Source organism: Micromonospora sp. NPDC050795 (assembly GCF_044456785.1).
In the GTDB taxonomy this organism is placed as follows: domain Bacteria; phylum Actinomycetota; class Actinomycetes; order Mycobacteriales; family Micromonosporaceae; genus Micromonospora.
The window spans coordinates 90,271-115,406 of record NZ_JBITGE010000009.1 but is presented as its reverse complement, the minus strand read 5'-3'; the positions used below and the strand labels follow the sequence as shown (position 1 = coordinate 115,406).

Below are 25,136 nucleotides of genomic sequence, written 5' to 3'. Positions count from 1 at the left end.
GCAGCCAGAGATGAGCCTCCTTGTCCCAGCACCACCTCCCTCGGGAGCCCCTTCCCCCGTCCGCCCCGGCCACCGTCACGGTGTTCGCCTCTCCCGCGAGCTGGATCGAGTCCGATGCGCTCGCACAGTGCCAGCAGGTCGCCGCCCTGGACGGCATGCGGCACGTCGCCGCGATGCCGGACCTGCACCCCGGCAAGGGTGCCCCCATCGGCGCGGCCATGGCGTCGACAGTGCTGTACCCGTTCCTGGTGGGCTCCGACATCGGCTGCGGCATCGCCGTGTTTCCGATCAAGCTCAAGCGGGCCGTACCGGAACGGCTCGCCGCACGGTTCCCCGACCTCGACCAGGCGCTCGACCCGGTACGCGACGCCGACGACCCCGCCTGGGCCGCCGTCGACGGCGACGTTCCAGCCGGCCATTTCGACGGCCTCGGGACGGTGGGCCGGGGCAACCACTTCGTGGAGTTGGCCCGCGTCGACACCGTCCTCGACGTGCGGCACGCGGGCCGGCTCGGGCTCGACGCCGGCGATCTCGTGCTGATCGTGCACAGCGGGTCCCGTGGTCTGGGCGAGCGGATCCTGCGGGCGCACACCGAGGTCCACGGCGCCGGGTCGGCCCCCGACCCCGCCGCATACCTGGGCAGGCACGACGACGCCGTGCGCTGGGGTTCGCTCAACCGCCGGGTGCTGGCCGCCCGGGTGGCGCACGCGTTGGGGGCCGAGCCCACCGCGCCGATCGTCGATGAGTGCCACAACCTGGTCGAGGTCCGGGACGGGGTCTACCTGCACCGCAAGGGCGCGGCGCCGGGTGACGGGCGCGACGTCCTGATCGCCGGTACCCGGGGAACGGCGTCCTACCTGGTGGCCGCGCACGCCGGGCCGGAGGCCAACCATTCGGTGGCCCACGGCGCCGGCCGCAAGATGTCGCGCGCCGACGCCCTGCGGCGGGGCAGGGCCAAGCACACGGTCGAGGAGCTCCGTCGTACCCCGGTGGGTTCGCTGGTGGTGTGCGGTGACCGGCAACTGCTCTTCGAGGAGGCACCCACGGCGTACAAGCGCATCGAGCAGGTGATCGCCGACCTGGTCGAACACCGGCTGGCCACCCCGGTGGTCAGCACGACGCCCGTGGTCACCTACAAGACGCCCGACCTCGGGTCCGCCGCACGCTCGCAGCGGCGGGGCCACCGCGGCCGGCGAGGCCACTCATGACCGCGTTCCTGCTGTTGTCGGCCGGACGTGGGCCGCAGGAGTGCGCCTGGGCACTGAGTCACCTGCTGCACCGGCTGCGCGACGAGGGCGTCCGCCGAGGTCTGACGATCCAGCAGGTCGAGGCGGTGCCGGGTGACCGCGCCGGCACCCACCGGTCGGTGCTGATCCGGATCTCCGGTGTCGACGCCGAGGCGTTCGCGGCCTCGTGGACCGGGACACTCTGCTGGCAGGCCCCCAGCCCGTACCGGTCGGGCGTCGGCCGGAAGAACTGGTACGTCACCGCCCAGCCGCCCGAACGCGACGCTCGGCCGACGACGTTCCGCGAGGCGGACGTCGATTTCGTCGCCTGCCGCACCGGCGGGCCGGGGGGTCAGCACCGGAACAAGGCCAGCACGGCGGTACGCGCGACGCACCGCCCCTCGGGCCTGGTGGTCGTCGTGGACGAGGAGCGGCAGTTCAGCCTCAACCGCCGGATCGCCCTGGACCTGCTGCGCCACCGCATCGAGCAGGGCGACGAGGCGGCGCGGCGTGCCGTCACCACCGCGCGGTGGCGCGTCCACGACAGGCTGGTTCGCGGCGACCCGGTCCGGGTGGAACGTCCGACGCGCTAGCGGCTCAGACCTCCAGCACGGCATCAGCGAAAGCCTGCGGGGCCTCCTGCGGCAGGTTGTGCCCGACACCGCCGCCGACGGTCCGGTGTTCGTACTGGCCGGTGAACTGCTTGGCGTAGACGGTGGGTTCGACGTGGGGCGCGCCGTTGGCGTCGCCTTCCATGGAAATACTGGGCACGGTGATCTTCGGCTGTGTGGCCAGGCGCTTCTCGATGTCGTCGTACTGTGCCTCGCCGTCGGCGAGGGCCATCCGCCACCGATAGTTGTGAATCACGATGTCGACGTGGTCGGGGTTGTCGAACGACGCCGCGCTGCGGTCGTACGTCGCGTCCTCGAACGTCCACTGGGGGGACGCGGTGTGCCAGATCAGCTTGTTGAAGGCGCGCCGGTTCTTGTCGTAACCCTCCCGCCCTCGCTCGGTGGCGAAGTAGTACTGGTACCACCACGCCAACTCCGCCTTCGGCGGCAGCGGCGCCTTACCGGATTCCTGGCTGGCGATCAGGTAACCGCTGACCGAGACCAGCCCTCGGCAGCGTTCGGGCCACAGCGCGGCGACGACGTCGGCGGTTCGCGCGCCCCAGTCGAACCCGGCGAGCTTCGCGCTGTCGATGTTCAGGGCGTCCATCAGGGCGATGAGGTCGAGCCCCAGGGCCGCCGGTTCGCCGTTTCGCATCGTGTCGTCGGAGAGGAACCGGGTCGTGCCGTAGCCCCGCAGGTAGGGGACGACGACCCGCTTGCCGGCCGCGGTGAGCAGCGGTACGACGTCGGCGAAGCTGTGGATGTCGTAGGGCCACCCGTGCAGGAGGATCACCGCGTCCCCGTCGGGCGGACCGGCGTCCACGTATCCGACGTTCAGGACTCCCGCGTCGATCTGTCGCAGGTCAGTGAACCCGCCAGCAGCCTTTGCCATCGACTTCCCCCCGTTTCCGGACCTGCTCGGCTGTGCCGATCACGCCCGAATCTAGCGACCTGCCGGGAGCCTGAGCGCCGTTCACACAAGGACCGCTCGACGGATGCCGGACTGGGTACGATGCCCCCGCTCCCGCGAATGTTCCCGCTGGAGGTCATGGGCCCGTAGCCGGATGACCGTAGGGTGATGGCATGGCTGAGCGACCTCTGACCCTGATGGCGGTGCACGCCCACCCCGACGACGAGGCGACGAGCACCGGTGGCGTCCTTGCCCGCTATGCCGCCGAAGGGGTCACGACTGTGCTCGTGACCTGCACCGACGGGCGATGTGGAGACGGCCCGGGTGGGGTCAAGCCGGGCGAGGAGGGGCACGACCCGGCTGCCGTGGTGGCGATGCGCCAGACCGAGCTGGAGGCCAGCTGCGCGACGTTGGACGTCACCCACCTGGAAACCCTCGGCTACGCCGACTCGGGGATGATGGGCTGGGCGACGAACGACCAGCCCGGCGCGTTCTGGATCACGCCGGTGGCGGAGGCGGCGGCCCGGCTCGCGGAGCTGATCCGGCAGTATCGGCCGGACGTGATCGTCACGTACGACGAGAACGGTTTCTACGGCCACCCGGACCACATCCAGGCGCATCGGATCACCATGGCCGCCGTCGAGCAGACGGACGTGCCGGCGAAGGTCTACTGGACGACTGTGCCGCGTACGGCGTTCGCGGAGTTCGGTCGGATCATGAAGGAGCTCGGCGTCGAGTGGGCCGAGCCGGACGCGGAGTCGGAGCCGGGGCCGCAGCTCGGTCTGCCCGACGACGAGATCACCACCTGGGTCGACACCAGCAGGTACGGCGCGCAGAAGTTCGCCGCGCTGGCCACGCACGCCAGTCAGACCGAGAACATCTTCTTCCTGCAACTGGGCCAGGAGCGGTTCACCGAGCTGATGGGCGTGGAGACCTTCCTGCGGGTGCGGGACCGGACGGGCGCGCCGACCCCCGAGGACGACCTCTTCGCCGGTCTGCGCTGACCACTCTTCGGTAGCGCCACCGGACATCGTCGGCCACCGGGTCGACGGTGTTTGGTGGCGTGCGCCGCGAACGACCTCGCCACCCGAACCGGTCGCCGAAAGTTTCGCCAGCCGGCCACTCACCGCTGGGCAGGTCATGTGATGAATTTCCGGAAGTTTTCAGCGTTGACGCCCAGACATAGATCGGCTTAACGTTTCGAGCAAGTTTCCGGTTTCCGGCCGGAACTACCGGCGCCACCCAGCCATCTCACGTCTCCACCCGAGCAGGACCGGACCCTCACCTCCTAGATCGACATCTGTCTATTGATCGTCTGGAAGGGCAGGCACATGAAGTTGAGACAGTGGTCGAGCGTCGGCCTGGTCGCCGTCGCGACCATCGCCACGCTGAACACGGTGCCGGCGACCGCGAGTCGACCGTACGACCCCACGACGCAGAGCCTCGGCACCCTCGGCCTGCGCCACGGTCTGCACGTCGGCACCGCGGTGAACATGGATGCACTCAACGACGCCGGCGACCCGCAATACCGCAGACTGGCCTCCTCCGAGTTCGCCTCGGTCACCGCCGAGAACGTGATGAAGTGGGAGAGCCTGGAGCCGACCCGCGGCACCTACAACTGGGGGCCGGCCGACCAGTTCGTCGACTTCGCCAAGCGCAACCGGCAGAGCGTGCGCGGTCACGTGCTGGTCTGGCACAACCAGCTGCCCGCCTGGTTGACCAGCGGCGTCGCGGACGGCTCCATCAGCAAGCAGGAGTTGCGCGAGCTGCTGCGCAAGCACATCACCACGGTCGTGAACCGCTACAAGGGCAAGATCTGGCAGTGGGACGTGGTCAACGAGGCGGTCAGCGACCCGTGGGACACCCCGTCGACCCTGCACTACAAGGGCTTCTGGGCTCAGAACCTCGGGCCCGGCTACATCGCCGACGCGTTCCGCTGGGCGCGGGCCGCCGACTCCAAGGCCCTGCTGTTCTACAACGACTACAACATTGAGGCGTTCGGCTCGGGCAACCCGGCGGACGACAAGACCCAGTTCGTCTACGACATGACCAAGAGCCTGCGCGCTCAGGGCGTCCCGATCGACGGAGTCGGCTCCCAGGGCCACCTGGGCACCCAGTACGGCAACTTCGACACCCTCCAGGTGACCGCCGCGCTGAAGAAGTTCAGCGGGCTCGGCGTCGCGACCGCGTTCACCGAGGTCGACGTCCGCAGCCAGCTGACGGAGGGCGTCCAGGCGGGCAACTCCGAGGAGATCAACCCCCGGCTACAGGCGTCGGCCGCCAACTTCAGCGTGCTGATGAAGGCGTGCCTCGCCGTACGGAGCTGCCTGTCGTACACGGTCTGGGGTTTCAGTGACAACCATTCGTGGGTGCCTGGCTGGTTCGACGACCCGCCGGAGGGGCTGGCCACCATCTACGACGAGAACTACCAGCCCAAGCGGGCGTACCAGGAGTTGAAGTCCGACCTGATCTTCGCAGGGCCGCCGTACGTCCTGCCCCGCATCGCACCCAAACCCCGCCGCTGACGCCCAGGGCCGTGTGGAGCTTCCCGAAGCTCCACACGGCCCGTGTGCCGCCACGGACGTCGCCGTTCGACTCACGTTCGGTGGTTCCGTCGCGCCATCCGGACGCCATCGGAGGGCTGGTGCCGGATCTGCCGGTTTATTGATGGTGTTGGTGTCACTATTGCAGGCGTGGGAACTGCGAAAACTGCCATGCCTGCGATCTCGCCGCTCACCGGCGATCCCATCAAGCGGGCCGATGCCGAGCGGCTAGCGGGGGTGCTGAAGGCCTTCGCCGATCCGGCGCGACTCCGGTTGCTCAGCCTGATCCAGTCCGCGCCGGAAGGTGAGGCGTCAGTGAGTGACCTCACCGCGGCGCTCAATCTCTCCCAGCCGACGGTGAGTCATCACCTTCGGATCCTCACCGAGGCCGGCCTCCTCGAACGCGACAAGCGCGGGGTCTGGGCGTACTACCGCCTGGTGCCCTCCGCGATCGCGCAGATCGCCGACCTGTTGACGCCGCCCCGGAAGCGGGCGACAAAGCGGGCCCGCTGACCCGTCCGGCGCGTCACATCCGCTCCACCGTGCGGATGCCCAGCAGGTGCAGCCCCTGCCGCAGGACCCGGGCGGTCAACTCGGCCAGCAGCAGCCGGCTCTCCCGCAGCTCATCCGGGGCCCGCAACACCGGGCAGCGCTCGTAGAACGCGTTGAACGCCGTCGCGAGTCGGTGCAGGTAACCGGCGAGCTGATGAAACTCGAGACTCCGCTCCAACTCGCCGACCACAGCGGCGAAGCCGAGCAGCTCGACCGCGAGCGCCCGCTCCGCCGGCTGCGCCACCACGATGGGCGCGTCCGGCCGCACGGCGGTCCCGGCCCGCCGCAGCACGGACCGGATCCGGGCGTACGCGTACTGAAGGTAGGGAGCGGTGTTGCCGTCCATCGCCAACATCCGTTCCCAGTCCAGCACGTAGTCCTTGGTCCGGTCGACGGACAGGTCGGCGTATTTGATGGCGCCGATGCCCACCGCGCGGCCGATAGCGGCGGCGGTCCCGGCATCCAGATCCGGGTTCCTGCTCCGGGCCAGCTCGGTGGCGCGGGCGACCGCCTCCTCCAACAGCCCGACCAGCTTCACCGACTCACCGGCCCGGCTGCGCAGCATCCGCCCGTCGGCGCCGAGGATGGACCCGAAGCCGAGGTGCTCGGCCCGGGCCGGCGGGCAGAGCCAGCCGGCCGCCTCGGCGACGGCGAACACCATCGCGAAGTGCTGCCGCTGCGGTAGGCCGACGACGTACAGCAGCCGGGTGGCGCCCAGCTCGCCGACGCGCTGCCGCAGCGCGGCGAGGTCGGTGGCCGGGTAGCCGTACCCACCGTCGCTCTTACGCACGATCAGCGGCAGCGGCTCGCCGTCCCGTCCGGTGAACCCCTGCGGGAAGACGCACTCGGCCCCACCGCTGGGCAGCAGCAGCCCCAGCCGGTCCAGGTCGTCGACGACGCCCGCGAGCCTGTCGTTGTAGGCGCTCTCGCCTCGGAAGTCGGCCCCGGACAACGTCACGTCGAGCAGGTCGTACACGGTCAGGAAGTACCGCTCCGACTGCGTCACCAGCAGCCGCCACAACCGGCGGGTCCGCTCGTCGCCGCGCTGCAACGCGACCACCCGCAGCCGCGACCGTTCCTGGAACGCCTCGTCGGCGTCGAACTTCACCCGGGCGGACCGGTAGAAGGTGTCCAGGTCCCCCATCGACAGGTTCTGCGTGGCTTCGGCCTCGCCGAGGTCGATCAGGTGCTCGATCAGCATGCCGAACGGTGTGCCCCAGTCACCCAGGTGGTTGACCCGCACCACCCGGTGCCCGAGCCAGTCCAGTAGCCGCACCGCCGCGTCGCCGATGACCGTGGAGCGGAGATGCCCGACGTGCATCTCCTTCGCCACGTTGGGCGCCGAGTAGTCGACCACCACTGTCTGCGGCGTCGCCGTCGACGGCACGCCGAGCCGGGCGTCACCGGCCAGCCCGGCGACCAGCTCGGCCAGGGCCCGGTCGGCAACCGTCAGGTTGAGAAAGCCCGGCCCGGAGACCTCCGCCGACACCCCGACGTCGTCGAGCACCGCGTGGGCCAGCACCGCCGCGGCGATGTCGCGCGGCGGGCGGCCGAGCCGCCGGGCGAGCGCCAGCGCCGCGTCGGACTGGAAGTCCGCACGCGGAGACCGCCGCACGAGCGGGTCGACCGGGCCGCCGGCCACCGCCGCGAACGCCGGTGCCAGCCGGTCGGACAACAACTTTTCAAGATCCATGAGTACGCCGATCTCGCTCGGACCCGCGCTGCCACGCGAGCCGTTGACGGGGAGATACGGGCGGACCGAGGACGACCAGCGAACGACCGGCGGCTCGATCCGCCGGTCGCAGGTAACAGGTCAGCGCGGGCGGGCGACGGATCGCCGGCGTCGCTCCGCACCGACCTGGACGTCACACGACAGTCCGGTGCACTGAGCGATCACGCTGGTCATGCGGGGCAGCCTAGCGGCCCGGCCGACGCGGGGCACATCAATTCCTGCTGTCCGGTCCACGTCCGAGGCGCTGCCTGGTCGTTTCGGTCGATGCAGGGTAGGGAACTGCATTGCGGGACGACAAGGGGTGATCATGAGCCGACACGCACCACTGCCAATGGCCCGTACGCGACGTGTGCTGGCGCTGCTCGGCACCGTCGCACTGGCCGCTGCCTGCACCGCCACCGAGGATCCGCCCGGCTCTGCCCCGGCGACCACGGCACCGGCCACCGCGTCGACGTCAGTGCCCCCGACAGGTCCGCCATCGCCGAGCGCGAGCACCCAGGTGACGATCCCGACCTCGGCCTTCGTCGAGCTGCCCGCCGAACTACGGAAGTCCCCGCGACGGACGACGCCCGTCGAGGAGGCGTTGCCGAAGTTGTGCGGCAACGAGTTCGGCACCGGCGGCCGGCAGGTCACCGCGAGCGCCGCGATGACGGTCACCTACCAGAAGGCCGGCGAGCCCTCCAGCAACGTGCCGCAGGGGATGATCCATCAGACCATCTTCACCTTCGACGGCGACGGCGCCCCGGGTTACCTGAGCCGGCTCCGCGCCGCCGTCCAGGCGTGCCCCTCGTACGACCAGTCCGGAAACCGCGTCACCGTCAAGAGTAAGGCGCTGCCCGGGGTCGGCGACGAGGCGTTGCTGCTGACCCGGACGTGGCCCGAGACGAGCCTGAACGGCGAACGTACCGGAGACACCGCGTCCAGCCAGATCGCGGTGGCCCGCGTCGACAGCACGGTGACGGTCTTCGACGACCAGGGGTGGGAGGGCACCAGCGGCAACACCGCCATCCTGGACCGGGTCGTCCGCGACGGCGTACGCGCCATCGACGCCTGGCAGCGGTAACCGCCCGCCCCGACGCGGGGCTTCACCGATCGGTTCGATCCTCGGTCGAATCATGGACACCCCGACGCGAGTCGCGCTCACGGCGGAAGACTTGAGGATCCCGGTCCACAGTGGCGGTCGCGACCGTGTGAGGCAGCCACCCGGGCCATCAGCGTTGGTCGGTGGAGGAGGTCGTCATGTCGGACGGTCAGGTGACGAAGGCGCCATGGCTTCCGCCGCGGTGGTTCATCCGGCTGGCCTGGTCGGTGCACCGGGGCCTGTACCGCGTCAGCGGCAGCCGGGTCGGGCTGTGGCGACCGCGCGAGCACCGGTGGGGCACGTTGCGCCTGACCACGACCGGTCGCCGCACCGGCCAGCAGCGCAGCGTCATCATCGCGTACTTCGAGGATGGCCCGAACCTGGTCGGGGTGGCGATGAACGGGTGGGGCGAGGGTGCCCCCGCCTGGTGGCTCAACCTCCAGGCCCATCCGGACGCGTCCGTCGAGCTGGCCGACGGGCGTCGGCTGGTGCGCGGTCGCGTCGCCACCGACGACGAACGGTCGCAGCTGTGGCCACGGTGGCGCGCGGCCGACAAGAACTTCGACGCCCACGCGGCACGGCGGCTCTCCGAGACCGCGGTGGTGGTGCTGGAGCCCAGATCGGATGGCGACTCCCCACCGTCAGGTCAACGGCCGAACGCGAGGTAGAGACCCAGGCCGAAGTTCACGACCAGGACGATCGCGCCGACGACGGCGAACCCGCGCTGCCATGCCGTCCACCGGACCGTCCGCTGGGACTCGACGACGCCCGCCTCCTCCAATCGCACCGCCGCGATCCTGTCCCGCTCACTGGCGTCGCGGCGGTCCGCTGTCACATTGGCGCTGAACAGAGTGACGTTGCCGCGGAGTTCATCGGTGAGAGACCGGAGCGCCTGGGCCATCGAGTCGATCGAGCCGTTGATCTTTCGCAGGTGCTCATCGTGCCCCTGTAGACGCTGCTCGATCCGGCCCGCATCGAGACCGCGCGCGTAGGCCGCCGCCTTTTCCTCGGTGTTCTCCGGGCTTGTCATCGCGGATCCGTCCGCCTGGGCGGGGTGCTCGTCAGACGCATCCGCCACCTCCTACTGACCCCGCACCACCGGTCCGATGTATCAGTCGTACCACTCCCAGGGCCCGAACACCACTGCTTGGATCCGACAAAAACGCAGGTCAGAGACGTTTTCGTGGCCAGCACGCACGTGAGTAACAGACGCCGGACGGTGGCCTGGAAAAGCCCGGAGAGGCAACCGCGGCGGTACGCCATCCCGAGCGCGTACATCCCGCGTGGTAGGCCAATCGGCAACTCCGGCATGACGACTCACCGGCGGTTTGCTTCCTAGGCTGCCACCCGTACCCGTCATGCGACCGAGGGGATCCACGATGTCCATCCGTCACCTGCTCGCCGCAGCCCCGCTGGGAGGAACCGGACTGGCCGCACCGGCAGCCGCGCACGTTCTGGCCCAGCCGACCGCTGCTGATGCTCTCTCCATGAGTTCCGGGCGATTCGGCGCCAGCGCGGCCGTCCTATTGGGGGTGGTCGGCACCATCATCGGAGGACTGGCCCTGGCCCGCCCTGCCGGTCGGCTCGGTACCGGCTCGGGAAGCCTCGGGGCCGTCCTGGCCCTGGCGACAGGGTTGATCGGCATGGCGCTCGGCGGTCTGGTGGTGGCCACCTCCGACAGTGGCATCGGCACTGGCAACGGGCGAGGCGGGGCCTATGTGGCGCTGGCGGTCGGACTGGCCGGCGTGGTGCTCGGCGGGCTGGCCCTGCTTCGCGCGCGCCGCACCGGCCGCCTGGCCGGCTGACCCTGACCGGTTCCGGCGTGGGCTCGGCCTGGCTGATCTCGCTCCATCCGACGGCTGCCCCGCTCCAGCCGATGGCGATGGTCAGGAGCGAGCGAGCCAACCCGGCACGGTCAGGCCGGACTCGTAGGCGAGGATCACCAACTGGGCTCGGTCCCGGGCGTGGGCCTTGGTCATGATCCGGCTGACATGTGTCTTGGCGGTTGCCGGGCTCAGCACCAACCGGGCCGCGATCTCGTCGTTGGAGAGGCCGGCAGCGACCAGCGTCAGCACCTCACGCTCCCGCTCGGTGAGCACGCTCAGTCGCGGCCCGGGGTCGGGATGTCTGGCCCGGGCCGCGAACTCGGCGATCAACCGCCGGGTGATCGACGGCGCGATCAGCGCGTCGCCCCGGGCCACCACCCGCACTCCGTGGATCAACTCCGCTGGTTCGGTGTCCTTCACCAGGAAGCCGCTGGCACCGGCGCGCAGCGCTCCGTAGACGTAATCGTCCAGGTCGAACGTGGTCAGAATGATGACGCGAGCATCGGAGTTCGCGACGATCTCACCAGTGGCGGCCAGGCCGTCGAGCCCTGGCATCCGGATGTCCATCAGGACGACATCGGGTCGCAGTTGCCGGGCCAGCCGCACCGCCTCGATTCCGTCGGCAGCCTCGCCGACGACCTCGAGGCCGTCCTCACCGTCGAGAATGGACCGGAAGCCGGCGCGTACGAGGTTCTGGTCGTCAACGAGGAGCAGCCGGATCACATCTGCTCCCCCACCGGCGCCGGGTCGGGTCGCATCGGCAGACGGGCACTCACCCGGAAGCCCCCGTCCGGCTGCGCGCCGGTGGTCAGCGAACCGCCGAGTGCCCACACCCGCTCACGCATCCCGAGGATCCCGCTACCCGGCGGACCCGGCTCGCCGGTCCCGTCGTCCTCGACCTCGACGAGCACGTCGTCGTGATCGGGCCGGACCCGGACCACAGCGGTGGTGGCACGCGCGTGACGCGACACGTTGGTGAGCGCCTCCTGGACGATCCGATACACCGCCAGATCGACCTCCGGCGGTAGCGGCCGCGTCTGGGCCAGCTCGGTGCGGATCTTCAACTCCGGCCGGGCGGCCGTCCTGATCAGATCACCGAGGCGGTTCAGACCGGGTGCGGGCGCGACCGCCGGGGCCTGCCGCAGTGCGCCAAGCGTCGCGCGCAACTCACTCAACGTCTCCTTGCTGGTCTGCTTGATCGCGGTGAGGGCCTGCTCGGACCGGACCGGGTCGGGTCGGTGCAACGCGGCGCTGGCCTGCACGTTGATCAACGACAGGTGGTGGCCGAGCACGTCGTGCAACTCCCGGGCAATGCGAAGCCGCTCCTCGGTGGCCCGTCGCCGGGCCTCCTCCTCCATCCGCTGCTCGGCGACGACCGCTCGGGCCTGCGCCTCGGCGAGGTAGGCGCGGCGGTTACGGGTCACGCCGACGATGACCGCGACGAGCCAACCGGCGTGCAGCAGCGTCGCCCCGTTCATGGTGTTCGGGGACCGGTTGTAGCTGTCTGCCACGGCGAAGGCGATCACCGAGGCGAGACCGAGCCCGATGGCGACCGCGAGGTGGCCCTCGTCGACGACGGTGTAGAGCGCCACGACGAACACCAACATGATCGGACCGGGCCGGTGCAGCAACGCCCCGTACGCGCCAATGGCAGCCAGCGCCACGACGCCCACCGGCACCGGATGACGCCGGCGGGCGTACAGCGCGCCGGTGGAGAGCAGCACCGCCAGCAGCGCCGCCCATTCGGCGGCGGTGTCGATGCCGCGCGACTGGACCACCAGGCCCACGACGGCGACCAGACCCACGGCGGGCACCAGGGCCACGTCCGCCGTTCGGCCTCGCCACCCTGACATGGGCCGAAGCCTAGCCGCCCGCGATCCAGCGGGAGAAGGTCCAACTGGACGGCTCAGGCGTGCTGGTTGCCCTCGGCCAGGTTCGCGTCGTAGCCGGCGGCCTGGAGGGCGAACAGTTCGGCGTACCGGCCGCCGGTGGCGACGAGGTCGGCGTGTGTGCCGGCCTCGACGAGCCGGCCGTGGTGCAGGACGAAGATCCGGTCGGCGTGCCGGACGTTCGCGAGCCGGTGCGTGATGAGGATCGTGGTGGCACTACCTCTCCGGTCCCGGATGGTCTGGAACAGGGCGTCCTCGGCGCGGGGGTCGAGCGCGGAGGACGGCTCATCCATGATCAGCAGTTCGGCGTCGCGCAGGAACCCACGAGCCGCGGTGATGCGCTGCCACTGCCCACCGGAGAGGTCCTGGCCTCGCGCGAAGGTCCGGTCGAGCAGCGTCTCGTACCCGTGCGGAAGTTCGTTGATCATGTCGTGGGCGATGGCGCGGCCGGCGGCGGCCTCGATGCGATCCTGCCGGGCGTCGCTGTCGACGTCGCCGATGGCGATGTTCGTGGCGGCGGTGAACGGCCACTTGTGGTATTCCTGCGTCACCACAGCGATCCGGGCGCGCAGCCCGTCGACGTTCCAGTCCGACAACGGGCGGCCGTTCCACTCGATACCGCCCTCGGTGGGGGCGCGAAGGCCGGCGATCATCGCGGCGAGGGTCGTCTTGCCCGAGCCGTTCTCCCCGACGAACGCGACGGTCTGCCCGGCGGTGATCGTCAACGTGACGCCGTCGACGGCGGCGTCGTCCCGATCGGGGTAGCGCAGGCTCACCTCGTTGACTGTCAACTCCCGCAGCCGACCAGGATCGGCCGCGGCGACGGGTCCGGTGCTGGTCGGTAGGTAGGCGTCGGCGCGGGTCATGAAACCGGTGTAGTCGCCGAAGTGCTGCCCCTGGGTGTAGACGTGGTCGACCTGGAAGGTGGCGATGGCCAGGGACCGCTGCGCGGACTGCACCGCGATCACGCAGGTCGCCGCGGCGGCGAGCGGGATCTGCCCGTCGAGGAGCAGCAAGCCGAGCAGGGCGTAGACGGTGCCGGTCGCGAGACCGCCGACGATTGCTCCGACAGTGGTGGTGGTGGTGGTGACCCGCCGGGCGAGGGCGAGCTGGATGTCGGTCTCCACCTGCATCACCCGGTCGTACTGGTCGAGCAGGAACCGGCGCAGCCCATAGGAGCGCAACTCCGGGGCCGAGGCACGTTCGGCCATCAGCTTGTGCAACAACCACAGTCGACGCCGACGCACCGACCCGGCGTTGTACGTCTGGTAGCGCAGGTGACCGGCCCGCAGCGACGCCCACGCGTTGGGCACCGTGGCGACCAGCAGCGCCAGCAGCAGCAGCGGATGGATGACGATGACGGCAGCCGCCACGGCGAGCAGCCCGGCCAGCCCGGCGAGCAGGTTCATCGACGCCTGCACCAGCGCGATCGTCGACTCGGTGCCGCGCGAGGCGCGTTCCATGTCATCGGCGAACGCGTCCGCGTCGAACGCCTCCAACCGGACCGCCGTGGACACCTCGAACAGGCCCCGCTCCACCTCACGGCTCACCCGGGGCGTCAAGCCGTTCTGCGCGTAGCCGGTGGCGATGCCCATCCCGGCGCGGAGCGCGACGGTCGCCGCCAGCACGGCCAGTGCGGGCAGCGCCGCCCGTACCTTGTCCGCTGTCGGTCCGCCGGCGAACAGTTCCACCAACACCCGTTGCGTGGCCAACAGGCCGAAGGCGGCCATCACCCCCGCGCCGACAGTCGCCGCGGCCACCACACCGGTACGGAGACGATCCGCGCGCCAACTGATGCCGAGGGCCGTCCGGACCAGCCTGGGCAGCTCCGCGAAGACGGCGAAGAGGCCGGCCTCCGCCCGTGCCCGCACCCCCGTCTCCCACCACATCTCCCGCAGCTCCGGCAGCACCGACTCCGTACGCCCGGGGCCGGGATGACCCGGTCGAACGCGGTGAGCCTCTGCGGTGGCGGTCTCGATCATGCTCGTACCTCCCGGGGCGGCAGCCGTCGCCGTCTCAGCCAGGGCAGGCGGACTGGCGGGTTCCTGGAGGATTGGACCACCCGAACGTGGCCCTTAGCAATTGACCGATCACCGACTGTCATGGATGACCCGGTGGCGGATGTGGCGCTACTCCATCGCGTCGGACGCCCGTGCCATGATCGCGCTCACCTCACAGCAAGGAGCATGGCGGCATGGCCACGGCGATCGTCCGGGACGAGACAGCGACAGGGAAAGCCATCGACCACTGGCCGTTGACCGGGCTACCGGAGCGCATCTCCGCCCGGGAGCTGGTCCGGTTGCGGGTCCGCGAGGAGGTCGCCCGGTTCAACGCCCAGCAGCCCGAGCACTTCCGGGGGTTGGTTCAGCCAACCGACACGGAGACCACCCTGAACGGCTACCGGGTCACCTCGGGCCGGCGACTCGACTGGGAGCAGCAGGCGGACGCCGCCTGTAAGGCATTCGCCCGCAACGGCTTCCTGCTGCTGGTCGGGCACCGCCAGATCGAGGACCTCGACGAGGAGATCGACCTGCTCGCCGACCCGGACGTGGCCTTCGTACGGCTCGTTCCGCTGGTGGGTGGCTGACATGGCTGACTGGGCAGCGCTTCTTCCCGCTCTGACCACTGTGGACCGACGTCGGGTGGAGCTCGGTCTCGCCGAGGCCGACGCTCGCATCAGGGCTGTTCTGCACGCCGCCAGCTCGTACCACTGGCGGTTCTCGGTGACCAACGTGCCGGAGTGGAGCACGGTCGAGACGTGGCCCGTCGAGGTACGCCGGAGCGCCGCCCTGGCCATGCACCTGGAGTCGGCGACCAGTTCGACTCCCACCGCGCTCAACGATGTGGTGCGGAGCCTCGCCGACGGCGACCTGCAGTGGACGCGGGAGGATCTCGTCTGGTGCCTGGAGGTCTGCGCGCGCGGAGAGTCCTACGACAACGGGGCGCACCTGGAGTTACCGGCAGTGATCGCCGCGCGTCTCTCGCCGGCCGAGGTGGCCGACCTGGTGCCGGCCCTCGACGCCCTCGTCAGCGAACTGGTCGGTGACCACTTCGTCGCAGCGGAGCCTCGACGACGCGCCTTCCACCTGATCGGTGCGTGCCTCGATCGCGCCACCGGCCGGGCCGTGCCGTCCTGGCTGCTTCACGACGGAGACGGGTTCGGGCCGCTCGCCCGCGCCGAGCTGGGTGACGTCCTCGCCGCGCCGGGCGTACCGGAGTTGCTGGCGCACTGCGCCTCACTGGAGAAGCCGACAGCTCCAGCGAAGTGGCAGCGCCGCGTCGACGACCTCCTCGCCAGCACACCGGGCGGCACCGCGGCCGTGCAATCGATCCTGGAAGCATTCGCCTCCCACGGTCTGGCCCTGCACGAAGACACCGACCGCCTCCTCCGCGGCCTGGTCTGGGCGTTGTCACGCCAGCCGGACGAACGGGCGACGGACCTGTTGGCGCGGGTCACCGCTGCAGCGGCGGCGGCGCCGCGACAGGCGCCGGGCTTCCCCCATGCGCAGAGGACGGCGGTGGCGGCCGTTCAGCTGCTCGCGGGACGCGACGGCGAGGCGCCGGTACGCACGCTGGCGAGGCTGGCGGTAACGGTCCGGAACAAGGCGGTGCAGAGCCGCGTCCAGACCGCACTGGCCAACCTCGGGGCGCTGCGCGGGTGGTCGCTCAACGAGGTGATGGAGCTTGCCGTCGACGACCACGGGCTCGGCGTCGACGGTCGAGCGTGCACACGGGTCGGGCCGTACGAGGCGGCGGTCGAGGTGATCGGCGAGAAGGCGCGCCTGACCTTCGCTCGTGACGCCGTCCCGCTCAAGGGCGTTCCGGCAGCGGTGAAGCAGGCGTACGGCTCGGAACTCCAGCAACTACGTGACCTGGCCAAACGCGTTGGCGCGACGCTGAGCGGCGAGCGTCAGCGGGTGGAGGGGCTGCTGTCCGAGGAGCGCACCTGGTCGTACTCGGACTGGTCGGTCCGATACCTCGAACACCCGATCACCGCGACCTACGGGCGGCGGTTGGTGTGGGAGACCAGCACCGACGGCCACCGGTGGACGGCGGGCCTGCCCCGACGCGACAGCGGCGGTTGGACGATCGCCGACCTGGAGGGTCGAGCCGTCCCCGGCGACACGGTCCGGCTCTGGCATCCCGTCCGCGCGACGACGGACGAGGTCCTCGCCTGGCGGGAGCACGTCCTCGCCGCCGGTCTGACGCAGCCGTTCAAGCAGGCCTTCCGAGAGGTCTACCTGCTCACGCCCGCCGAGGAGCGGACGCACACCTATTCCAACCGGTTCGCCGCCCACATCCTGCGCTACCGGCAGGCGAACGCGCTGATCCGCGCCCGGGGCTGGCAGGCCGGATACCTCGGCACCTGGGACGGCGGCTACGAGAGCGAAGCCACCAAGCCCTTCGGCGGTGGTATGTGGCGGGCGTCGTTCCACCACCAACTTGTCGCCAACACGGATGAACGCCGCTACGACGTCGACTTCTGCTCCACCGACCAGGTCCGTTTCGCCCGACGCGACGGAGCGACCTGGCAACCGACGCCGGTCGTCGACGTGCCACCGCTGGTGTTCAGCGAGGCCATGCGGGATGTGGACCTGTTCGTCGGCGTCACCTCGATCGCCAGTGACCCGCAGTGGGCCGATCGCGGCGAGGATCGCTTCCACGCCTACTGGCACAGCACTGCCATCGCGGAGCTGACCCCGTCGGCGCAGGTGCGTAAGGACGCATTGGCCCGGCTGCTGCCCCGCACGAACATCGCCGATCGGGTGCGCCTCTCCGAGCGGTACCTACACGTCCGCGGCACCATCCGCAGTTACCGGATCCACCTCGGGTCCGGCAACATCATGATGGAGCCCGACGAAGCCTATCTCTGCATCGTCGCGGCGCGCGACCGTACGGGCCGGCTGCACCTGCCCTTCGACGACGACCCCATGTTGTCGACGATCCTGTCCAAGGCGTTCATGCTGGCCGCCGACGACACCATCACCGACACCACGGTGCTCGGGCAGCTCGCCAGATGACCGGGAAGCCCGGTGATCAGTCCTTGCCCAGGACGTCGAGCTGCGCTCGCAGCGCCGTGGCGATCTCGCCCGCCGCGACGATCTGCTCCGGCGTGAGGGCGTCGACGAACAGCTCCCGGATGGCGCGCAGGTGGGGAAAGGTGGCTTCCCTGAACGCCTCGGCGCCGGCCGTCGTGAGCAGCACCTCCGCCCCGCGGGGAACCGTGGCGCACTCCTGGCGGCGGATGAGGCCGCGCCGCTCCATCCGCCCGAGGTGGTGGGAGAGCCGGCTCCGCTCCCACCCGATGTGCGAGGCGAGTTCGGACGACCGCATCGCCTCGCCCTCCGCCTCGCTGAGGGCGAGGAGCACTGCGTAGTCCCCGGTCGAGAGCGAGGAGTCGCCCTGTAGGCGGGACTCGAGCCGGGAGCCGAGCGCCGCCGTCGTCTCGATGAAGTCCCGCCAGATTCGCAGCTCGTCGGCGGTCGGGAGCTGGCGTCCGCCCCGCCGGCCTGGTGTGGCCTCCGTCATCTCACTCTCCCGGGAATTGACGTGTCAATCGCCAAGTTAGCATCATTGACACGTCAACCGGTAGGTCCGCTCCCGTGGGTCGCCGGCGGAATGCACCGAGGAGGAGACGATGGCAGCTGCGGACTTCGAGCTGGGGCTCAACTCGTTCGGGGAGGTGGCCACCGACGGCGACCGGGTCCTGAGCGACGCCGAGACCGTACGGCTGCTCGTGGACGAGGCACGGCTCGCCGAGTCGGCCGGACTCGACGTGTTCAGCGTCGGTGAGCACTACCGCGAGGGCCACAACGACTCGGCGACACCGGTGCTGCTGGCCGCGGTCGCGACGGCGACCGAGCGAATTCGCCTCGGCACCTCGGTCACCGTGCTCAGCACCAACGACCCGGTACGGCTCTACCACGAGTTCTCCACGCTGGACGCCGTCTCCGACGGCCGCGCCCAGATCGTCCTCGGGCGGGCATCCGCAACCGAGTCGTTTCCGCTGTTCGGGTACGACCTGGCCGACTACGAGCGGCTGTTCGAGGAGAAGCTGGAACTCTTCCTGCGGCTCCAACAGGACGAACCGGTCACCTGGTCCGGCACGGTACGAAGCCCACTGGCCGCACAGCGGCTGCACCCACGGATGCAGCCGGGCGGCATCCCAACCTGGATCGGTGTCGGGGGAAGCCCGAACTCGGTGATCCGTGCCGCGCGGCACGGACTGCCGCTCATGCTCGCCATCATCGGCGGGCGTCCCCAGCGCTTCGCCGGTCACGTCGACCTCTACACCAGAGCGCTCGAACAATTCGGGCATACCCTGCAGCCAATCGGGCAGCACTCACTCGGCCTTGTCGCAGACACCGACGAGGAGGCGGTGGAGACGTGGTGGCGGTACTGGCAGCCGGTGGTGGCAGCCCTCGCCGCCGAACGCGGCTTCTACAAACCGGACCGCGCGCGCTACGAGGCGGAAATCGACCACGGGGCGCTCTTCGTCGGTTCGCCCGAGACGGTGGCGCAGAAGATCGCCACTGTCGCTCGCGACCTGCGACTGAGCCGCGTTCGACCTGAAGTACGACATCATGCACCTGCCCCGCGAGGCACGGGCGCGCACCATCCAACTGCTGGGCAGTGAGGTCGCGCCGCGGGTCCGGGAGCTGCTGGCTAAGGAGCCCAACCATGTCTGATCTGCTGTTCGGCCTGGACACGTTCGGCGACGTACCGGAGGACGACAACGGCAAACTCGTCTCCCACGCGGCGGCGATCCGGCAGGTCGTCGACGAGGCCGTGCTCGCCGACCAACTCGGGGTCGACGTCATCGCCCTGGGCGAGCACCACCGGCCCGAGTACTCGGTCTCCACACCGGAGACGGTGCTGGCCGGAATCGCCACCCGCACCTCGCGGATCCGGTTGGCCTCTGGCGTGACAGTGCTGAGTTCGGACGACCCGGTACGGGTGTTCCAGCGCTTCGCCACAGTGGACGCGCTGTCGAACGGCCGAGCCGAGGTCATCCTCGGTCGCGGCTCGTTCACCGAGTCGTTCCCGCTCTTCGGCTACGACCTCCGCGACTACGACACGCTGTTCGAGGAGAAGATCGAACTGTTCGTGAAGTTGCTCGACGAGAAGCCGGTCACCTGGAGCGGCACCCTGCGTGCCCCGCTCGAGAACGCCGACGTGTTCCCGAAGACCGAGTCGGGTCACCTGGACACCTGGGTCGGTGTGGGCGGCTCGCCGCAGTCGGTCGTCCGCACCGCCCAGTACGGGCTGCCGCTCATGCTCGCCATCATCGGCGGCGCCCCCGAGCGCTTCGCGCCCTACATCGACCTGTACCGCCGTGCCGCCGATCAGCTCGGCACCACAGCGCACCCGGTCGGCATGCACTCGCCGGGCTTCATCGCCGACACCGACGAGCAGGCCAAGGAAATCTACTGGCCGCACTACCGGATCATGCGGGACCGGATCGGCAAACTGCGGGGCTGGCCCCCGATCCGCCGTCAGGAGTTCGACTCCGAGGTGGAGAACGGCTCCCTCTACATCGGCTCACCGGAGACGGTGGCCCGCCGGATGGCCCGTGCCATCCGCAGCCTCGGCGTCGGGCGGTTCGACCTCATCTACTCGGCCGGAGCGCAACCGGCCAGCGCCCGGATGCGCGCGGTGGAACTCTACGGCTCGAAGGTGATCCCCATGGTCCGCGAGCTGCTGGCCTGATCAGCACATCCCAAGCGAGAGGACGACATGAACGACAACGACCGGAGCCGGCCTGCGACCCTCGGCATTCTCGGGGCCGGCAAGGTGGGCACGGTGCTCGCCCGGCTCGCCGTCGCCGCCGGCTACCGGGTACGGGTGGCCGGCTCCGGTGACCCGGCGAAGATCGCCCTCACCGTCGAGGTCCTCGCCCCGGGGGCAGAGGCCACCACGGCGGTCGACGCGGCGGCCGACGCCGACATCGTCATCCTCGCCCTGCCCCTGGGCAAGTACCGCAGCGTTCCCGCCGAGGCGTTACGCGGAAAGCTCGTCGTCGATGCCATGAACTACTGGTGGGAGATCGACGGCATCCGCGACGACCTCACCAACCCGCGGACCTCGTCGAGCGAGACCGTCCAGGCGTTCCTGTCCGGCTCACGCGTCGTCAAGGCGTTCAACCACATGGGCTATCACGACCTGGAGGACGAGGCCCGGCCGGCGGGGGCGACCGGCCGCAAGGCCATCGCGATCGCCGGCGACGAGGACGCCGGCCTCACCGAGGTCGCGGCCCTGGTGGACGCGCTCGGCTTCGACCCGGTCGTCGCCGGCCCGCTGGCCGAGGGGGTACGACTCGAACCGGGCAGCGAGCTGTTCGGCGCCAACGTGAGCGCCGACGAGGTACGCGCCATGCTCGACCGCTTCGGAGAGTCGGAACGGGGACGGACCATCACGGCGGCCCGGGCCACGACCTCACCCGAGGATGCCTAGGGCGCGGATTCGGCTGGACCACTCACCGGGTCAGGGTGGTTCAGCCGCTCCCGCGCCCTGCCGAGGGTGGCGGTGGCCATGGCCAGCCAGTACGGCGAATGGACCTCGGTCCAGATGGCGACCGCCACCTCGGCTCGGCGCTGGGCGAGACCTGGTTTTCCGGCCGACAACTGAGCTTCGGCCAGGCAGTACAGGGCGGCCGCCTCTCCCCACCGGTTCGCCGCGGCGCGATAGACCCAGAGACTCTCGGCCAGAACGCGCCGGCCCTCGAACTCCCGGCCCTGCTTGACGACCACATCACCAAGCCAGCACCGGGCGTGGGTCGCGGTCAACTGGTCGCCCAGCGACAGGCTGATCCGCTCGGCATTCCGGTACTGCTGCTCGGCCGTGGCGTAGTCGCCGCGCAGCCGGCTGATCTGCCCGAGGCAGCGCCACGCCTGCGCCTGCCCCGGCAGGTAATCGATGGCCTCGCTGCGCAGCAGGCTCTCGTCGAACACCGCCGCCGCTTCAACGCTGCGCCCCTGCTCCATCAGCGTGACACCGAGACCGGTCGTCGCGTAGATCAGGCAGTTGTCGTTGCCGGCAGCGGCCGCGAGGTCGATGGCCCTGCCGAAGAGCTCCTCCGCTTCGGCGTATCTGCTCTGCAGGCGGCACAGGTACGCCAGACCGGCCGAGGTACTGGCGATGCGCGCCTCGTCGGCGGGGTCGAGCATCGCGATCGCCGCTCGGTAATGGCGTTCGGCCGCCGGGTAGTCGTCCACGATCGTCGACAGTTCACCGAGGTTCCGCCTCAGGCTGGCGCCGATCGGGCCACTGGCCACCGAACCCATGGCGCGGGTGTGCAGGTGCAGCCAGTCGTCGAAGTAGCCGGACAGTTGCATGAAGGGCGCGAGGGCCACGATCAGGCCAGCCGCGGGAAGCGGCACGGACGAGAGCATGTCCTCGGCGAGCGTCTTGAGGAAGCCGTACTCGTCCTTGAACCAGGCGAGCGGATCGTCCAGGACCGCGTCACGCGTGTGGACACTGAACGACCAGGGCGGCGCGGCGAACGGCACCTCGTCAAAGTCGGTGTTGATCCGGATGCCGGCGGCACAGGCGAGACCCAGCGCGCCGCCGAGCATCCGTAGTCTCGCCCGCTCCCTCTGCGCCGGCGTCAGGATCTGCGCGGCCTTGTCCCGCGAGAATGCCGCGACCAGATCATGCATCTGGTATCGCGGCGCCGCGTTGTCGGTGTAGTGCACCATCAGCAGGTGCAGCTCCACCAGGTCGTCGAGAAGCTTGGTCGCGTCCGCGGGCGAGCTGTCCATCAGGGCCGCGAGTGCCCACGGGGCGAAGTCGAGGGTGTTGATCTGCGCGAGATAGGACAGCGCCTCCTGCTGGCCCCTGGACAGTGCCGCGTACGTCAACTCGATGCTGGCACGTACCGCCACATCGCCCACCGTCAGCTCGTCGAGCTTGCGATGCTCGTCGGCGAGGGCCCTGGCGAGAGCGCCCAGGGGCATGTCCGGACGAGCTGCCAGCCGCGCCCCGGCTATCCACACGGCCAGCGGAAGCCGGGCACACCGATTGACGATCTGGAACGCGGAGGGTTGCTCCCGGGAGACCCGCTCCTCACCGATCATCCGTTTCACCATCTCCAACGCCTCCGGCTCGCTGAGCAGTCTCAGCGGAACCCGAGAGCCGTCCAGCCCAGGAAGGACGCTCCGGCTGGTGACGATGGTGGCGGTCCTTGGCCCCGAGGCGATGAGCCCCCGGACGTCCCGGCCCGCGGCGGCGTTGTCGAGAACGACGAGGACGCTTCGCTGTGCGAGCAGGCTGCGGTAGAGGTTGATGCGGTCCTCGAGCGCCGCGGGCACGGAGTGGCTGCTGACGCCGAGTGTGCGCAGGAAGACACCGAGAACGTGCCAGGAGACGCCCGACTGGGGGTGCGGGCCGCGCAGATCGGCGAACAGTTGTCCGTCCGGGAAGTGCTCGACGGCCAGTTGCGCCAGCCGGACCGCGAGGGTTGTCTTCCCCACCCCGGCCGGGCCGGTGATCAGCACCGTACGTGCGCTCTGCCCGTCGGTGGTGAGGATCTGGCCGGCTCGGGTCAGTTCCGCCCCGCGCCCGACGAACGAGGTCGGCCCACTCGGCAGTAGGTACGGTGTGACCACGTCCACCTTGAGGGGTGCGGCAACGCCGGCGGGCGCATCCCCGTCGGCCTCCAGCTGAGCCAGTTGACGACGCAGGCGTACCCATTCGGCCACCTCGTCGGGCGGCAGCTCACACGCCTCCGTGATGGCGATGACGATGTCCATCGACGGCAGTGTCGATCGGGTGAGCGCCGAGCCCAGGGTGCTCGCGGGCAGGATCCGCCCTCGGTCCCGGGACAGACGGGCCAGATCCCGGAAGGAGCGCCCCGACCAGGCTTTCAGCTGGCGGAGCGCTGCCACATATTCCTCTGGGGTGGTTGCCGTGCTGGGTACGGGTGCTCGATCTGGCACAGCGACGAGTGTATCTGGCTCGATGTACCACCCGATCGTGGTTCGGCTTCGGGTGCCGGTGATGCTGGCGTAGTTGGCCGCGCCGAGGGCAGCGGGGTGGCGGGTCAGGCGGTGCCGAAAGCCGCCTTCGGTTCGAGGCGCTGGCCAACCGCGTACTCCTGGTCGAAGGCTGCGGCGCCGAGCACCTCGGTGGCGGCGGCGCGCATCCTGGCGAGATCCGCGGCGTCGTCCGGGTCCGGCACCTGGCCGAGTGCCGCGAACGCGGCATCGGCGACACCGATCATCCTGGCCGCGCGGGAGTGGTCTCCCTCGGCGGTCGCGAGCGCGGCGCCCGCGACGCAGACGTACGGCACGAAGTCGGCCCAGCCGTTGTGGAACACCCGCTCGCGGTTCTCGGCGAACAGCGTCCGGGCCAGGTCCAGGTTGCCCAGCCCCAGCTCGCAGAACGCGAGGTTGTGGAATTCGGAGTTGACCGTCCTGGGTTGGCCGAGCGCCTCGTTGAGCGCGATGCTCTCCCGGTACAGGTTCCGGGCGCGGAGCAGGTCACCGGACATCCTCACGACGGCGGCCAGCACGTGCCTCGGTCGTTCCTCCAGTGCCCGGTCGCCGGAGCGCAGCGCCACCGTGAGAGCTTCCCGGGCGCGTGCCTCGCCACCGGGCAGGTCACCGCCGCGAATGGCGACCCGGGCGAGGCTGTAGCGCGCCTCCACCTCGCCCGCCAGGTCACCGGCCGCCTGGGCCCGCTCGATCTCGGCCTCGCTCATCCGCACCACGGCGTCGGTGTCGCCGCGGCGGAAGGCCGAGCGGACGTTCTCGCTGAAGGTCACAGGCCTTCCTCCTTCTGACCGGTCTCGCTCGTCAGGCCGCCTGGAACACGGTCCAGGTCTCGACGAGCGCGAAGCCCATCGCCTCGTAGAGCGGTCGACCCATCGGGCTGGCGTGCAGGTACGCGGCGTCCGCGCCGGCGGCGACGCCGTCGCGCACCGCCGCCTCGGTGAGCGCCCGGCCCAGGCCACGACCCCGGGCGGACGGTACGACGGCGATGTTGAACACCCCGATCACGCCGGAGGTGTGAATTCCGAGCCCGGTGCCGACCGGGCTGCCGGACTCCTCGGCCAGATACCCGGTGATGGCGTCGCTGTCGAGCACAGCGCCGCCCATCAGCGGGCCGAAGACGCCGTCGGGCGCCTCGAAGCTCCGGGTGAGTGCGTCGGTGTACCTGTCGCTCTCGACGGCTCCGACCCGGCGGACCAGCGCCTGCGGGGTCGAGCCGGCCCGGAACACGATGTCGTCGGTGGCGCAGGCCATCAGGGGGAGGTCGCTGCGTCCGCGCAGCCCGTGCCGGGCCGCCAGGTCGGCGACCTCGTCGCTCGCCGCACCGCGAATGATGATCGACCAGTGCGGTGTCTGCCGGCTGATCTCGGTCGCCAACTCGTCGATGGCCGCGAGATCCGGCTCGGTGGCCGTCTCGAGGACCCCGTTGAGCGTCGCAACGCTGGCGTGGGTGAGCCCCGCACGAGCGGTGCCCCGCTCGGCGTACCAGCCCTTCGGCGTCACCTGGCAGAGGAGTTGGATCGCGTCGAAGTACGCGGTCGCCATCTGGTCGGCGGTGATGCTCATGTCTGGTTCCCCCCGGAACGCTCGCTCGCCCTCGCCCAGCAACCTAGCCACCGGTCGGGGCGGTGAGCACCGTCGAGAGGCCGAGGTCACCCGCAGCGGCACCTCGCTGGCAGGCGGACGGTCGTCGAACGATCAGGAATCGAGAAGCTCGCGAGCACCGCCCGGCCTAGCCTTTTCCCAGGCAGTCGGCAGCGCGCCGGGCCAGACGA

General features: G+C 70.2%; 23 protein-coding genes. 13 read left to right on the top strand and 10 right to left on the bottom strand.

Annotation, left to right across the window (positions count from 1 at the left end; translation table 11 throughout):
- The first annotated feature begins 20 nt into the window (after positions 1-20).
- Positions 21-1,208 carry an RNA ligase RtcB family protein gene (locus ACIBEF_RS10660; RefSeq protein WP_396792976.1) on the top strand — a complete coding sequence of 396 codons (1,188 nt, stop codon included), beginning with the start codon at positions 21-23 and terminating at the stop codon, positions 1,206-1,208.
- A complete protein-coding gene (gene prfH / locus ACIBEF_RS10655) occupies positions 1,205-1,819 on the top strand; it encodes a peptide chain release factor H (protein WP_396792974.1) in 615 nt (204 codons plus the stop codon). The genes ACIBEF_RS10660 and prfH overlap by 4 nt, the downstream gene beginning before the upstream one ends.
- Positions 1,820-1,823: 4 nt before the next feature.
- On the opposite strand, the gene ACIBEF_RS10650 is transcribed toward prfH, so the two are convergent.
- A complete protein-coding gene (locus ACIBEF_RS10650) occupies positions 1,824-2,729 on the bottom strand; it encodes an alpha/beta fold hydrolase (protein ID WP_396792973.1) in 906 nt (301 codons plus the stop codon).
- A 191-nt stretch (positions 2,730-2,920) separates the two neighbouring features.
- Here ACIBEF_RS10650 and ACIBEF_RS10645 point away from each other — a divergent pair, with 191 nt between their 5' ends.
- From ACIBEF_RS10645 to ACIBEF_RS10635, 3 genes are all read left to right on the top strand, one after another.
- Positions 2,921-3,751, top strand: coding sequence for a PIG-L family deacetylase (locus tag ACIBEF_RS10645; RefSeq protein WP_396792971.1), 831 nt, complete (start codon positions 2,921-2,923; stop codon positions 3,749-3,751).
- 327 nt (positions 3,752-4,078) lie between these two features.
- The gene (locus tag ACIBEF_RS10640; protein WP_396792969.1) at positions 4,079-5,272 is read left to right on the top strand and encodes an endo-1,4-beta-xylanase; all 1,194 of its coding nucleotides are present in this window, start codon (positions 4,079-4,081) and stop codon (positions 5,270-5,272) included.
- A 189-nt stretch (positions 5,273-5,461) separates the two neighbouring features.
- Complete coding sequence (locus ACIBEF_RS10635) at positions 5,462-5,803, top strand: helix-turn-helix transcriptional regulator (RefSeq protein WP_238686609.1); 342 nt, start codon at positions 5,462-5,464, stop codon at positions 5,801-5,803.
- A gap of 13 nt (positions 5,804-5,816) precedes the next feature.
- On the opposite strand, the gene argS is transcribed toward ACIBEF_RS10635, so the two are convergent.
- Positions 5,817-7,535, bottom strand: a complete 1,719-nt coding sequence (gene argS, locus ACIBEF_RS10630; RefSeq protein WP_396792967.1) for an arginine--tRNA ligase — start codon at positions 7,533-7,535, stop codon at positions 5,817-5,819.
- A gap of 346 nt (positions 7,536-7,881) precedes the next feature.
- On the opposite strand from argS, the gene ACIBEF_RS10625 reads away from it, so the two are divergent.
- Positions 7,882-8,637, top strand: coding sequence for a hypothetical protein (locus ACIBEF_RS10625; protein ID WP_396792966.1), 756 nt, complete (start codon positions 7,882-7,884; stop codon positions 8,635-8,637).
- 176 nt (positions 8,638-8,813) lie between these two features.
- Complete coding sequence (locus tag ACIBEF_RS10620) at positions 8,814-9,323, top strand: nitroreductase family deazaflavin-dependent oxidoreductase (protein WP_396792964.1); 510 nt, start codon at positions 8,814-8,816, stop codon at positions 9,321-9,323.
- Here ACIBEF_RS10620 and ACIBEF_RS10615 read toward each other — a convergent pair.
- Positions 9,302-9,685, bottom strand: a complete 384-nt coding sequence (locus ACIBEF_RS10615; protein WP_396792963.1) for a hypothetical protein — start codon at positions 9,683-9,685, stop codon at positions 9,302-9,304. The two genes, ACIBEF_RS10620 and ACIBEF_RS10615, sit on opposite strands and share 22 nt — an antisense overlap.
- Positions 9,686-10,034: 349 nt before the next feature.
- Here ACIBEF_RS10615 and ACIBEF_RS10610 point away from each other — a divergent pair, with 349 nt between their 5' ends.
- Positions 10,035-10,460, top strand: a complete 426-nt coding sequence (locus tag ACIBEF_RS10610; protein WP_396792962.1) for a DUF6223 family protein — start codon at positions 10,035-10,037, stop codon at positions 10,458-10,460.
- A gap of 81 nt (positions 10,461-10,541) precedes the next feature.
- On the opposite strand, the gene ACIBEF_RS10605 is transcribed toward ACIBEF_RS10610, so the two are convergent.
- Genes ACIBEF_RS10605 through ACIBEF_RS10595 form a run of 3 tightly spaced genes read right to left on the bottom strand, consistent with a single transcriptional unit; the run spans position 10,542 to position 14,259 of the window.
- Entirely contained in the window at positions 10,542-11,204 is a 663-nt protein-coding gene (locus ACIBEF_RS10605) for a response regulator (protein WP_396792960.1), read from the bottom strand.
- Positions 11,201-12,334 carry a sensor histidine kinase gene (locus ACIBEF_RS10600; RefSeq protein WP_396792959.1) on the bottom strand — a complete coding sequence of 378 codons (1,134 nt, stop codon included), beginning with the start codon at positions 12,332-12,334 and terminating at the stop codon, positions 11,201-11,203. The genes ACIBEF_RS10605 and ACIBEF_RS10600 overlap by 4 nt, the downstream gene beginning before the upstream one ends.
- Positions 12,335-12,387: 53 nt before the next feature.
- Positions 12,388-14,259 (bottom strand): ABC transporter ATP-binding protein, encoded by a 1,872-nt coding sequence (locus tag ACIBEF_RS10595; RefSeq protein ID WP_396793118.1) that lies wholly within the window; start codon positions 14,257-14,259, stop codon positions 12,388-12,390.
- A 305-nt stretch (positions 14,260-14,564) separates the two neighbouring features.
- On the opposite strand from ACIBEF_RS10595, the gene ACIBEF_RS10590 reads away from it, so the two are divergent.
- Both ACIBEF_RS10590 and ACIBEF_RS10585 read left to right on the top strand, forming a co-directional pair.
- A complete protein-coding gene (locus tag ACIBEF_RS10590) occupies positions 14,565-14,957 on the top strand; it encodes a hypothetical protein (protein ID WP_396792957.1) in 393 nt (130 codons plus the stop codon).
- A 1-nt stretch (position 14,958) separates the two neighbouring features.
- Positions 14,959-17,391 carry a DUF4132 domain-containing protein gene (locus tag ACIBEF_RS10585; RefSeq protein ID WP_396792956.1) on the top strand — a complete coding sequence of 811 codons (2,433 nt, stop codon included), beginning with the start codon at positions 14,959-14,961 and terminating at the stop codon, positions 17,389-17,391.
- A gap of 16 nt (positions 17,392-17,407) precedes the next feature.
- Here the strand turns inward: ACIBEF_RS10585 and ACIBEF_RS10580 are convergent, their stop codons facing one another.
- Complete coding sequence (locus ACIBEF_RS10580) at positions 17,408-17,899, bottom strand: MarR family winged helix-turn-helix transcriptional regulator (RefSeq protein ID WP_396792955.1); 492 nt, start codon at positions 17,897-17,899, stop codon at positions 17,408-17,410.
- A gap of 109 nt (positions 17,900-18,008) precedes the next feature.
- Between ACIBEF_RS10580 and ACIBEF_RS10575 the strand changes: the two genes are divergently transcribed.
- Genes ACIBEF_RS10575 through ACIBEF_RS10565 form a run of 3 tightly spaced genes read left to right on the top strand, consistent with a single transcriptional unit; the run spans position 18,009 to position 20,824 of the window.
- Positions 18,009-19,007 (top strand): LLM class flavin-dependent oxidoreductase, encoded by a 999-nt coding sequence (locus ACIBEF_RS10575; RefSeq protein ID WP_396792953.1) that lies wholly within the window; start codon positions 18,009-18,011, stop codon positions 19,005-19,007.
- Positions 19,008-19,051: 44 nt separating this feature from the next.
- Complete coding sequence (locus ACIBEF_RS10570) at positions 19,052-20,080, top strand: LLM class flavin-dependent oxidoreductase (protein ID WP_238686411.1); 1,029 nt, start codon at positions 19,052-19,054, stop codon at positions 20,078-20,080.
- A 27-nt stretch (positions 20,081-20,107) separates the two neighbouring features.
- A complete protein-coding gene (locus ACIBEF_RS10565; RefSeq protein ID WP_396792951.1) occupies positions 20,108-20,824 on the top strand; it encodes an NADPH-dependent F420 reductase in 717 nt (238 codons plus the stop codon).
- Here the strand turns inward: ACIBEF_RS10565 and ACIBEF_RS10560 are convergent.
- From ACIBEF_RS10560 to ACIBEF_RS10550, 3 genes are all read right to left on the bottom strand, one after another.
- Complete coding sequence (locus tag ACIBEF_RS10560) at positions 20,821-23,307, bottom strand: ATP-binding protein (RefSeq protein WP_396792949.1); 2,487 nt, start codon at positions 23,305-23,307, stop codon at positions 20,821-20,823. The genes ACIBEF_RS10565 and ACIBEF_RS10560 overlap by 4 nt on opposite strands.
- A 104-nt stretch (positions 23,308-23,411) precedes the next feature.
- Entirely contained in the window at positions 23,412-24,134 is a 723-nt protein-coding gene (locus tag ACIBEF_RS10555; RefSeq protein ID WP_396792947.1) for a tetratricopeptide repeat protein, read from the bottom strand.
- 31 nt (positions 24,135-24,165) lie between these two features.
- The gene (locus ACIBEF_RS10550; protein WP_396792945.1) at positions 24,166-24,927 is read right to left on the bottom strand and encodes a GNAT family N-acetyltransferase; all 762 of its coding nucleotides are present in this window, start codon (positions 24,925-24,927) and stop codon (positions 24,166-24,168) included.
- Positions 24,928-25,136: the final 209 nt, after the last annotated feature.